Here is a 12,490-nt window from a genome sequence, read left to right on the forward strand (position 1 = left end):
GAAGGGATTGCATGAGAAAAATAGCGCTATCCGCGTTGCTGCTCTCCCTGCTGATATTTCTTCTTTCTGCCTGCGGCAAGGAGAGCAAAGGCACGCTTACCGTGTATGCCGGATTGTATGAGGATCATGCGATCAAGGCGATGGAGACCTTTCAGAAGCAGACCGGCATCAAAGTAAATTATGTGCGCATGTCGAACGGAGAGATTCTGTCGAGAATTCGGGCGGAGCGGAATTCCCCCAAAGCGAGCATCTGGTTCGGAGGGCCGGCCGATACGTTCATCCAGGCCAAATCGGAAGATTTGCTGGAGCCGTATGTATCCAAAAATGTGGAGGCCATCCCGCCGGAATATCGCGACCCGGAAGGGTATTGGACCGGCATATATGTCGGAGCGATCGCCTTCGTCTCCAACAAAACCTGGCTGCAGGAGGTCGGTCTGCAGGCTCCGCAATCGTGGTATGATCTGCTGAAGCCGGAATACCGGGGCATGATCTCGATGGCGGATCCACGCTCCTCGGGAACTGCCTATACCATGCTAGCGACGCTTGTGCAGCTGTTCGGCGAGGACGAAGCGTTTGACTTCTTGCGTCAGCTGCATCAGCAGAATGTCATTTACACCACCTCCGGCAGTGTCCCTGGACGCACCGTGGGAATGGGAGAGGTCGGGACAGCAGTCATGTTCTCCCATGACGCGCTGAAGTTCTACAAGGAGGGCTTCCAAAACCTCATCATCGGATTCCCGACGGAAGGCACGGGCTACGAGATCGGTGCCGTTGGCATCATCAAGGGCGGCCCGCACCAGGAGGAAGCCCGCCGATTTGTCGACTGGGCGCTGACCAAGCAAGCCCAGGAGCTCGGTAAACAGGTCGGCAACTACCAGCAGCTTACCAATCGCGATGCCGTCGCGCCCGAGGAAGCCATTCCGCTGGAGAAGTTGAACGTCATTCCCTACGACCTCGACTGGGCCGGTCAAAACCGCGAGCGTCTGATTAACAAATGGACGACCGACGTGCTGGGGGCGCGGTAACCGTTGAGCTAAACGTGCTACAAGCTCCATCTTCCAGATAAGAAAATAAGCTCAAGATAAACGTCCCAGCCAAAGATCAGAGCTATCTAAGGTTGGGGCGTTTTTTTAAACTTGATTTGGAATGAATAGAAGGATAATAAGAGATTGATCGTGAGCCTGTCTGCCATGGTGTGGTAGGCTCTTTTTGCGGTTTCCTCAAATTTACGTATGGTGTATATTGGGTATAAATGGGACTGTTTAGAAAGCTTAATGGCTTAACAAGTTGCAAATAGTCCCACAAAACCGGATCGTCTCTCAGATGCGGGGACGCTAGCTGAGATAACTGCAATGCAATAAAAACAAAGGACGGATCATTCTCATGATTAAGGATCATCTCAAATTTTTAGAATTAGCATTTGAAGAAGCAACGTTAGCAGAGAGTGAAGGGACATACCCAATTGGGGCTGTAATTGTTGATAACGAAGGCAAAGTAGTTAGTAGAGGGAGAAATAGAGTATTCACGCAGGAGGACTGCACCGCACATGCAGAGGTGGATGCAATTAGAAAGGCCGGACACATCTTGTTAGATACAACTAATAAAAGATTCAAGAAAAACGACTTGACTCTATATACAACTTGCGAGCCGTGTCCCATGTGTACGTGTACTATTTTGCTATCAGGGATTAAACAAGTCGTTTGGGCAGCGGATGATGATGAATATGGAGCAATAAGACGTATGAAAGAAGGCCCTCATTTCATAAATCAATTTAATACAATCAATTACATAGCATCACCAAGTCTGGATTTAGAGAATAAACAAAGGAAAATGCTAAAAGAATGGAATATTAGACGTGGAATAGTAAATACAGAATGGGAGGCGAAATAAAGAAGAATAAGAATAGTATGAATTCGATTTGTAGCAGGTGAAATCACGGTCTATTTTAATGAATCTTCTCAAGGAGGCCTGGTATGAAGACAATTATCTATATGGTTAGGCATGGAGAATCACCATACAATGAAGGAAATGAAAGAACAAGAGGGCTTACCCCAAAAGGAAAGGCCGATATTGAAAAGGTAACGAAGTTACTTGTAGGTGAAGGAATAGACATGATTATATCAAGTCCTTATACACGGGCAATTCTTAGTGTTGAGGGATTGGCCAAGCATTTAAACAAAGAGGTTCAGATATTTGAAGATCTTAGAGAGCGTCATTTTGCCGCAGATCTTATTGAAAATGCAGAGTTAATGTCTAGTATCCGAGAGAGTTTTAATGACCCTGACTATACCTTAATGGGTGGAGAGTCTAATGCTGAGTGTCAGAATAGAGCAATCGCAATTCTAAAACCGATACTAAATGAGCATAGAGGGAAGAAAATAGCTGTCGGAACCCACGGTCTTGTAATGACTTTGATGATGAATCATTTTGATCCGGCTTATGGCTTGGATTTTTTGAATCAATTAACGAAACCGGATATCTATAAAATGCAATTTGAGGATTTAGCATTAAAAGAAGTAACCAGATTGTGGAATGATGATCTTTCATGAAAAAAATAGAAGCTTACAATAGGGAGAACCATAATGATGAAAATCCTGAGTAAAACAGGCACATCAACAATATATGTCATCCTACTTATCGCAATCATTACTACTATAGTGTGTTGGAATGAACTTGGGGGTATGGTAAGGACGGGAAATTATGATACTACGGAAAATATGGTGGAAACCATCGTGTCCAAATCAGCGACTCCAGGGGTGGCTATCGTAGTATCAGACCAGGGTAAGATTGAATTTAAGAATTATGGATACGCAGATGTTAGTAATAAGAAGAGGGTAACTGAAGAGTCATTATTTGAGTTGGGATCGACTACAAAGGCATTTACGGCTCTGGCCGTTATTTTATTGGAAAATGAGGGATCCCTATCTCTTTCAGATTCTATTACAGATTATATTCCATCGTTTGAGCCAACCATTAAGGGTGAGAAAGTTAATATTACGATTCATCAGTTGTTAGCACATACAAGCGGAATTCCTCCGTGGAGTATTCGGTTAATTCCTGAGGGGACCACGGAAGATATGCTCGAAAAAACGATACATAATGTGTCAGACATTGCTTTAGATACATATCCTGGGACAACATATAATTATGCTACTGTTAATTATGATATTTTAGCGATGATTATTGAAAAGGTCACAGGCAAACGCTATCAGGATTATTTGACTGAAAACATACTGGTTCCTTTAGGGATGACTCATAGTTATTTTTCAACAGGTCAGGAAAAGGAATCTGATACGCTTACCAAAGGATATCGTGTGTTTTTTGGAAGAAGCTTAGAATATGATGCCCCTAGATATTATGGGAATATCGCTGCAGGATACTTGGTAACGAATTCAAAAGATCTAGAACGCTGGATTAATGCGCAAGTGGGGATAGGCGAAATACCAGATAATTTGAGGAAAGCGATACAACAATCTCATCAAGTGGACATCAAAACGGCGGGTTACGAAGGTGAAAATCAATTCTATTCATTCGGATGGAGTATCAATACGAAAAATAGAGTTATAAGTCATAATGGATCTAATCCTAATTACTCTTCACAGGTTCTTATTGATTTAGAAAAGCAGCAGGCCATATTTGTTATGGCTAATTTGAATTCAACTGCACCATCGCTAATTGCTAATAACATTTATGAGAATATGAATGGAAATCCTATGCATAAATTTAATTATGATGACGTGTATCTTTTAATTGATTTGGTATTTTCATTCTTAGTAATAATAGCTGTCGTTATATTATGTGTCCAAGCAATTAAACTCGTTAGAGGAATAAAACTGAATATTAAAGATGAAAAGACAAGGTTCAGAAAAATGACAGGAAGCAGTGTAGCACTAATTCTAAGCATTCTACTTTTGGTATTGGTAATAATCTGGCCTTATCTATTAGACAATAATTATATGATGATAAAGGTGTGGATGTCGTATTCAATATTTATTTGGATGGGGCTAACTTTTATCAATTGTATTTTATCGATAATAATTAATATGAAGAAAATCGGAATTCTTAGGAGGAGTTTATAAAAGCGCCCCTTGGTTGGATATCGTTTTGCTGAAATAAAAAATTAACTTGGCTTGAACCCTGACATAATGTTGTCAGGGTTCAAGTATTACTATGAGAGTATAAAACAAACGATACCCATTTGAGGAGGATATTCAATGACAATTTCCAACCAATCTTTCAACGAGGCAAGTGCAGATATCAAGCCGTTCCGTATTTCGATCCCACAGGCTGATCTTGATGAGCTTCAATTCCGCCTCTCCCGGACGAGATGGCCGGAAGCGTTTAGTGATAAGGGTTGGAAATATGGCGTATCGCTTGAGTATGTAAAGGAGTTGGCGACTTACTGGCAAAATGAGTACAATTGGCGTAAACACGAAGCTCGATTGAACGAATACCCACAATTCATGACAACTATCGATGGCGCTCAAATACATTTCTTGCATGTCCGTTCACCTGAACCAGACGCGTTTCCGCTGTTGCTGACGCATGCTTTTCCCAGCTCAATTGTCGAGTTTCTGGAGCTTATCGGTCCTCTTAGCGATCCGCGGAAGTACGGGGGTGATCCGGCTAATGCCTTCCATCTCGTGATCCCGTCTGTACCTGGGTTCGGCTTCTCCGGTTCCTCTCTCGAACAGGGATGGAACATTGCCCGCATAGCCAGAGCGTTCGATACCTTGATGAAGCGCCTGGGTTATAAGGAGTATGGAGCCCACGGCAGCGACTGCGGCGCGCTTGTATCTCGTGAGCTTGGCCTGCAGGAGCCAGAAGGTCTTCGTGGTATTCATGTGCTGCAGCTATTCTCCTTCCCGACGGGAGATCCGGCGGAGATGGCTGATTTATCGGAGGAGGAGATGAAACGTCTTCAATTCCTGTCGAACTTCCAGGAACGGGCCGGCTTCAATTCGATTCAGTCGACCCGGCCGCAAACACTCTCCTATGGTCTAGCAGACTCGCCGGTCGGGCAGCTTGCTTGGATAGCCGAATTATTTAACGGCTTTGGCGATCATGTGGATGCTATTGATCGTGATGCGTTTTTGACAAACGTTTCGTTGTATTGGTTGACGAATACGGCGGAATCCTCGGCCCGCCTCTATTACGAGAATGCCCATATTGAAGGTCAAGAGCCGCAAAGACCGAATGCGATTCAAACGGGTGTAGCAGTATGCGGGGATGATTTTAAGTCCATAAAGCGTTTTGCCCAGCGCGACAACACGAACATCGTACATTGGTCAGAGTTCGAACGAGGCACGCATTTTGCCGCGATGGATGCTCCAGATCTTCTCGTCCCGGACATTCAAGCGTTCTTCCGACGTTTCCGTTAATATATCAATTTTTGGCAAATACCTCGAGATCCCATCTTGAGGTATTTACTTTTCATCAAGTTCTTCGCCGTAGCGGAAGGTTAAGGTGACAAAAGTGTAGAACATAGTAGGGTCAGGAAACTTACAATTTCTGAATTCCTAGTTTGGAGGATTTTTCATGAAGCTGGATCGCTTGCTTGCGATTACTATGACACTGCTGAATCGGCCCCGCGTTAGTGCAACTGAACTGGCACAGCGTTTTGAGGTATCTTTGCGCACGATCTACCGCGACATGGAAACCATTAATCAGGCTGGAATTCCGATTGTTTCATTCGCTGGATCGGACGGGGGGTATGAGATCATGTCGGGCTACCGGTTGGATAAGCAAGTACTAACCTTGGAGGACTTCTCGTCTATCTGTTCAGCCTTGCGCGGTGTGCGGTCAGCGACGGATCATGCCGATATCGATCGGTTAATTGAAAGGATCGGGGCGTTAATGCCTGAACAAACACGAGTTGAAGGCCAAGCGCACGTGGATCTCGATTTCAAGCCGGCACCCAATGATAAAGAGCATTTCATGTCATTGCATCAGGCAATCAGGGAGCTTCATGTCGTTCAATTTACTTATTTGGACAATAAAGGTTCGGAAACCGAACGAAAAATAGAACCGATGGGCCTTTTCCTCAAAGGCTATGTTTGGTATGTGTACGGCTACTGCTTGACCCGAGCTGATATTCGAGTATTTCGCCTTTCGCGCATAAGCGGGCTGAAAATGTTGACGGAAAGCTTTGTCCGCCGGGATTACACGCTGCAGGAAGTCGAACAGAAATTTATGGACAGAACCGATTTTTTGAAGGTAAAGGCGGTTCTGAGGTTTCAGCCGGAGGTCAAAACGAGGGTGCGTGATGAGTTCGGGTTCGACCCAATAACCATAAATCCCGATCAGACGATATCTTTGACGGCACACTTTTCTTCAATGGATCGGGCCGTTCAAAAGATTTTGAGCTACGGCAGTTTAGTGAAGGTTATAGAACCTCCCCCATTGATACATGAATTAAAATTGCATATTCGGAAAATGCACGAACTATATGATCAGATTTATGATTACTGAAGGGAGAACATATGATAGTAAGAGTGTTACAAGAATCAGATGCTAAATCGTATCAAGAAGTTCGATTGAGCGGACTTAGAAACGATCCCGACGTTTTTGGATCAACCTACGAAAGAGAGAAAGAATTCTCTCTAGAAACAGTAATTAGTCGAATAAGTCCTAATCAAGATAGATTCGTTCTCGGAGCATTTGTTGAAGGTGAATTAGTTGGAATCGTTGCTTTTGTACGTGCAGTTGGGATGAAAATAGCCCATAAAGGAAATATATTCGGCATGTACGTAGCACCTGAAATGAGAGGAACTGGTGTAGGACGAGAGTTATTACTTGAGTTGATAAAAAAAGCTAAAGACATGGAAGATCTGGAACAAATAAATTTAACTGTTATTTCCGGCAATAGTAATGCCAAGAAGTTATATGCATCACTCGGATTTGAGATTTATGGGACAGAAAGAAATGCTCTTAAATATAATGGGCAATATTTTGATGAGGATTTAATGGTCCTTAAATTATGAAGAACTGCAGTAAGAGGGAGGGCTCAATGAAAAGAGTGGTATTAGTCGAAGGAATTCCTGGATCGGGTAAATCGACATTCGCTAGATTTCTTGCAAATCAATTTGAGAGAAATGGCCACACATGCAACTTGTTTTTCGAGACTACCTATAACCATCCGATCATTCATTCTGTATCCTTTGACGATTACAATATGTTTTTTGAGTCGTATTTAGATAGATGGAACAAGTTCCTTTCTAATCAATCTAGTGGCGATGTGGTTGTTATGGAATCTGCTTTATTCCAAAGTCCCATTGTTCACTTGTTACATAAAGATGTCAATCGAAACTTAATTAAATCTGTAATTGTTAATGCGAGCGAGCTTTTAGGAGATATTGATTGCAAATTGATATATTTCTATCAAGAAGATGCTGAAGCCGCAATTCATCAGATGATTGACGTTAGAGGCAAAGAAGACTTTTTACTAAAGAAACATAATGAGTATAAACATGAGATGTATTTCATAAATCGGATGGAGTTGGGCATAAATTCACATATTAGCTTTTTTCTGGATTATGCTGCACTTGCTAATGAAATTGTGAAAGAAGTATCCCTCGAAACAATATCTATTGAAAATTCAAAACAAGATTATTCGTTATACGAGCAGCAATTGATCAATGAATTTGACTTGGAATATTTTCCTGATCCTTATGTCGATATAACTATACTTACTAAGTATAAAGGAATCTACTACAATCAGGATTTAAACTTTAGTATAAATATCGAACTGATCGATGATCAATTATTTATATTTGGTAATAAAAAGCTGAAACCTAAAGATAATAGTCAATTCTATCTTGATGACATGAGCGTAACTGCAAATTTTATTAAAGAAGGCGATAGAGTTAATCGGGTGGTTATAACTGAGAAGGATTTATATGCAAATAGAAATGACAATGGAACTGTTTTTGAAAGAATCTCTTAGTAGTACCCGAACATCTGCTAAACACCCTATACACGGTGGTGATTTTTTATGGGAGTCGCTTGTATTTTGAGTTGTCGTCAATGCTCATACAACAAGAATGTTTTTTTGGGGATTGGATTTAGATATATTAGTTTGCAGGCTATTTTAGAATGGTACGAAGAGGAAGAAGGAAGAAAGCAAATAGCCGAATATATTAATAAGAAGGAACCGATTTATGAGTGCTATGATGGGCTTTATTTATGCCAGAATTGTAATTACATTTTAAACAAGACTTATTTGCATTTAGAAGCCGGGTCTCAATCGTACACGAATAGTTATTCTTGTCCTCGTTGTAGGGACAAAATGCCCTCAAAGCCATTGGAAAATGAAACTGAGATCAATAGGTTGAATTGTCCGGAGTGTAAGTGCAGCAATCTAAAAGTTGAATTTTATATGGATTGGGATTAGGTACATAATCAGATACGCAAATCTAATATGTGAGGGTGATTTGCTTGCAGCAAGGAATCATTGTGTTATTGAATGGAACTTCAAGTTCAGGAAAGACTAGTATTTCTAATGAACTGGTAAATCAGAAAGAGATTCTTTTTCATCACCTATCTATAGATGATTTTTTTAATAATTTTAATGAATTTGTTGATAAAAAATTTCCGGACCTTAAACCTACAAGAGAAGTAGATGATCAAGCTGTCGCGCAAATCATTTTTGATCCCATCGCCTCAATGTTCTACTCGACGATTAAATTGTTTTCCGAAATGGGTTTGAATGTAATCGCAGATACGGTAATCGATAATGATAAGAGTTTTAATCAGTGTCTTGATGCATTTTTTGACCAGCCTACATTATTCATAGGTGTAATGTGCTCAAAAGAAGAACTCATGAGAAGAGAGCAAATAAGAGGCGATCGGCAGATTGGACTAGCAAATTCTCAGTTTGACAAAGTATATTGCTTTAATGAATATGACCTTGAAGTAAACACGGAAGAGTTGAGTCCAATAGAATGCGCCAAAAAGATATTAAGTTTTATTCAGTCCGATAAGGATTACTCGGTTTTTAAGAAATTAAGTAAAAGGGAAATTAGTGTTTCTTAGAAGGCGAATCCGTTAGGGGCTATCGTCCCGTGGTTGTTAGGTGTGTAAATGTATAATAGTGGAAGAAGCTCAGCCGTAATATGACCTAGCCTAAGGTAAGAGCTATTAAGGGCTGGGTCATTAGTGAACACAACCTATAAGAAATCCACATATTAAATAAAGTATGGAAAAACAATATAAGGAGACTCTATGGGTACAGACATTTGGTTTTTTGTAGAGAAAAGATACTATAAAGAATATGAACAGTTGGATGGTACTTGGAGGAAAATTAATAAGAGTAAAGAGGATTTAGTTAGTACTTCTATTTGGCTAAGTGTTGATAAGTGGACCGTTAACCCGGATTACTACCTTTATCCAGGGTACAAAACTTCTAGATTGAAACCCAGCGATCCTACTGAATTTTATAGTGAGGATAGAAACTATGATTTATTTAGTATTTTATCGAATACAAGGAATGATCATAATCTAAAATTTATTTCTTTGCCAAGAGGTCTCCCGGTTGATATTTCTCCTGAATTGAGAGAGATTGCATTCGAGAATAAAGAAGATTTTTATGACCACAGTTGGCTATTTTTGAATGAGTTAGTTACTTTTAATTGGAATGAAATCTATTTTTGTGATCAATTTCAAGAACACAGAAATATTTTGGATACATGTTCAGGTTTCATAAATGAGACAATTCCCAAATTATCTAAATTAGGAGAACCTGAAGATGTGAGAGTTATTTTCTGGTTTGGTTAGTATAGATTTATTATTTTTTTGCGGGTAAAGCTATGAAGCAGATCTAGTAGGTGAGAGTATCTCCTACAAGCCAGCAATTTCTTATAACAACCTCATGCTGTGGGGCTACCGCCCCTTAGTTATCAGATGTATAATCGTGGAAGAAGCTCAGACAACAAACGACCCAGCCTAAGATAAGAGTTATTTAGGACTGGGTCGTTTTCGTGAATACAGGGATAAGGGTGGGGGCATTGAACAATACTAAATTAATTCTTTTCGAAGGAATTCCGGGGTCTGGAAAAACAACTACATCTCAGCAACTATTTAATCACCTTTTAGAAGACGGTGTACCTGCAAAACTTTATATTGAAGGCAGTGAACATCCAATTGATTTGCCCTTTTTTGCTTATCTTACTCAATATGAATACAATGATCTCTTATTTAAATTCCCACAACAAGCAGAATGGATTAAAGTCAATTCTATTATTGAACTTGATTATGTATTAATTCCTTATAAAGAACCTGCGCCGAAACCATGGAACGATGAATTAATTGAGTATTTGAAATCGAAGGAATTTTGTTATTCGGATAAGCCGGTAGTCCCTTTTAAGATTTTTAAAAGAGTATTTTATAAACGCTTCGAACGATATGCTGCCAGTATGGCTAATACGGATACAGTAACCATTTTCGAGAGTGTCCTATTCCAACATCAAATTCATGATATCCATCGATTGTATCCTGAGATAACTGAAAACGAAATCATCGAATACTTAGGGGAATTAGCAGTATTAATTTCTCCTTTAAATCCTGTTTTATTTTATCTTACTCAAGATAGTGTAAAAGAATCGCTGGAACATACAGCTGCTATTCGTTCAAAACCCAAATGGGCAAGCAGTAAAACGATAGAATACTACATAAAACGCAAAGGTATCGAACTAGAAGCAGTTAAGTACTTACCGTTTAATACGTATATTTTGAATAATAGTGATAGGGATTGGAAAAAGATGCTTGATGTAATTAGAACCACACTTTCGTTGGAGAACACGACGTTGTCATGAACTCCATATAGCGGATCAGATTTTTAAAAGAGCAACTGAACTCGGTTTGGAATTATGTCCGCTTGAGCTAGGCCCTCACTTAAGACTGCAATATCTGGATCAGCCTGAAGGTTATTCGGGGGATTCTTTACAAGGACATCAAGCTCCATCCAGATCTATTACTATAGCATCGGAGATACTAACCAAAGACGACGATTTTCCCAAAGGCTTTTATCTTAGACGAATTAGCGATACTTTATGGCTGCGGGGATACTGCGCTGATGATCTGCACGTCTGGAATCCTTATGATCATTTTATTTTTGTCAAACCAATAAAACATTCCTAAATTAGATACTTATCATTTGCAGGATAGTAATGGGGAGGAGGACTCAAGGATGCATGAGATTTTCAAACCAATAACTGCTTCTATCGCATTTACTGGTGATTTAAAGACAGATATTAAGTCGTTTTTAGAGGTGAATAATTGTTTAGATACAGCAACTCACTGTATAGATGTTGGCACCGAATGTAGAAGAATTGCACTGATGTTTAATGCCAATCCGACGAAAGCTGAACTCGGTGGTTGGTTGCATGATATTAGTGCTGTATTTCCAAATAACGTGAGATTGGATGTAGCAAGACAATTGGAAATAGAGGTGTTATCAGAAGAAACAGTATTCCCAATGATTATTCATCAGAAGATTTCGAGAGTAATGGCAAAAGAAATATTTGATATTACTGATCAGGATGTATTGGATGCGGTCGGTTGCCATACTACTTTGAGATCAAACTCTTCCTTGCTTGATAAGGTGCTCTTTGTTGCTGATAAGATATCCTGGGATCAAAAGGGGACACCGCCCTATTTAGAGGATCTTAATAGAAATTTACAAATATCATTAACACATGGGGCATTTGCATACATCAATTTTTTATGGGAAAAGAGAGATACTTTGAAAGTAATTCATCCTTGGTTAAGGGATGCATATGAAGAATTGAAAGACAAAGTACATTTAGTGTAGTGGTTCGAGGGCGTCAATGAATTATAGGAATTAACTTAAATCAAGCACATATTTTCAGGAGATTGAAGATGAAGAAAAGTAAAATGATATTGTTATTGGTATTCTTAATAATTCTATTGTCTTTAGTTATAACATGGCGAACTGGCCTACTGGAACTGTGGAGTAAGGGGATATCCGCTATCGCAAACAACACAGAAAAGTATAGTGATGAGGCAGGTTATGTTCTTGATGGTAGCTATACTATCCAAATTGACCTTGCGGATATTCAAAGCAATATTGGCAAAGAGCTATCTAATGATGGAAGACATAAGATCATAGTGGAAGAGATAAATAAGAGTGGTGTTAGTGCAGAAGGTATAAACATTGGGTTTAGATCATTTGGTGACTACTCAACGGATGGAGCAACATTGATTTCCGGTGTGCATCATATACCAAATAATGATCGGTCGTTTAGTACATTATTGACTGCAAAGTTGATAGCCAAATATAAAAATAATCAATACGATGGAACTGTTTCTGGGGTTGCAGGATTGAACTATAAATCGGGAGATGACTTCTCATTTAATATTAATCCAGTAGAAGCATTAAGGGATAAAGGTAAAGTAGAGCTTACAATTACAAATCTGTATTTGAATATTTGGAAAAAGAAATAGTGCGTTGCCCCCATAACAACATATTCAC

The 12,490-nt window shown here is 39.8% G+C and carries 13 protein-coding genes and 1 pseudogene; all 14 read left to right on the top strand.

Going from position 1 to position 12,490, the window contains the following annotated elements; genetic code table 11:
• Positions 1-11: 11 nt before the first annotated feature.
• The 14 genes and pseudogenes from KB559_RS07850 (at position 12) to KB559_RS07910 (ending at position 12,462) form a co-directional block, all read left to right on the top strand.
• Entirely contained in the window at positions 12-1,025 is a 1,014-nt protein-coding gene (locus tag KB559_RS07850) for an ABC transporter substrate-binding protein (RefSeq protein WP_211021171.1), read from the top strand.
• A gap of 358 nt (positions 1,026-1,383) precedes the next feature.
• Positions 1,384-1,890, top strand: coding sequence for a nucleoside deaminase (locus KB559_RS07855; protein ID WP_211021172.1), 507 nt, complete (start codon positions 1,384-1,386; stop codon positions 1,888-1,890).
• 83 nt (positions 1,891-1,973) lie between these two features.
• On the top strand, positions 1,974-2,549 hold the full coding sequence (locus KB559_RS07860; protein ID WP_211021173.1) for a histidine phosphatase family protein: 576 nt from the start codon (positions 1,974-1,976) through the stop codon (positions 2,547-2,549).
• 36 nt (positions 2,550-2,585) lie between these two features.
• A complete protein-coding gene (locus KB559_RS07865) occupies positions 2,586-4,079 on the top strand; it encodes a serine hydrolase domain-containing protein (RefSeq protein ID WP_211021174.1) in 1,494 nt (497 codons plus the stop codon).
• Positions 4,080-4,214: 135 nt separating this feature from the next.
• Complete coding sequence (locus KB559_RS07870) at positions 4,215-5,381, top strand: epoxide hydrolase family protein (protein WP_211021175.1); 1,167 nt, start codon at positions 4,215-4,217, stop codon at positions 5,379-5,381.
• Between the two features lie 157 nt (positions 5,382-5,538).
• On the top strand, positions 5,539-6,471 hold the full coding sequence (locus KB559_RS07875) for a helix-turn-helix transcriptional regulator (RefSeq protein WP_211021176.1): 933 nt from the start codon (positions 5,539-5,541) through the stop codon (positions 6,469-6,471).
• Between the two features lie 11 nt (positions 6,472-6,482).
• Positions 6,483-6,983 (top strand): GNAT family N-acetyltransferase, encoded by a 501-nt coding sequence (locus KB559_RS07880; RefSeq protein WP_211021177.1) that lies wholly within the window; start codon positions 6,483-6,485, stop codon positions 6,981-6,983.
• 26 nt (positions 6,984-7,009) lie between these two features.
• The gene (locus KB559_RS07885) at positions 7,010-7,945 is read left to right on the top strand and encodes a P-loop NTPase family protein (protein WP_211021178.1); all 936 of its coding nucleotides are present in this window, start codon (positions 7,010-7,012) and stop codon (positions 7,943-7,945) included.
• 491 nt (positions 7,946-8,436) lie between these two features.
• The gene (locus KB559_RS07890; RefSeq protein WP_211021179.1) at positions 8,437-9,033 is read left to right on the top strand and encodes a chloramphenicol phosphotransferase CPT family protein; all 597 of its coding nucleotides are present in this window, start codon (positions 8,437-8,439) and stop codon (positions 9,031-9,033) included.
• Between the two features lie 189 nt (positions 9,034-9,222).
• Positions 9,223-9,774, top strand: a complete 552-nt coding sequence (locus KB559_RS07895) for a hypothetical protein (protein ID WP_211021180.1) — start codon at positions 9,223-9,225, stop codon at positions 9,772-9,774.
• Positions 9,775-9,977: 203 nt separating this feature from the next.
• Complete coding sequence (locus KB559_RS07900; RefSeq protein ID WP_211021181.1) at positions 9,978-10,811, top strand: P-loop NTPase family protein; 834 nt, start codon at positions 9,978-9,980, stop codon at positions 10,809-10,811.
• Positions 10,812-10,827: 16 nt separating this feature from the next.
• Positions 10,828-11,136, top strand: a pseudogene (locus KB559_RS25105) (helicase); the annotation flags it as partial.
• 49 nt (positions 11,137-11,185) lie between these two features.
• Positions 11,186-11,809, top strand: a complete 624-nt coding sequence (locus KB559_RS07905; protein WP_211021182.1) for an HD domain-containing protein — start codon at positions 11,186-11,188, stop codon at positions 11,807-11,809.
• Positions 11,810-11,877: 68 nt separating this feature from the next.
• Positions 11,878-12,462 carry a hypothetical protein gene (locus tag KB559_RS07910; RefSeq protein ID WP_211021183.1) on the top strand — a complete coding sequence of 195 codons (585 nt, stop codon included), beginning with the start codon at positions 11,878-11,880 and terminating at the stop codon, positions 12,460-12,462.
• Positions 12,463-12,490: the final 28 nt, after the last annotated feature.

The sequence above is a fragment of the Paenibacillus sp. Marseille-P2973 genome (genome assembly GCF_018101095.1).
Classification (GTDB): domain Bacteria; phylum Bacillota; class Bacilli; order Paenibacillales; family Paenibacillaceae; genus Fontibacillus; species Fontibacillus vini.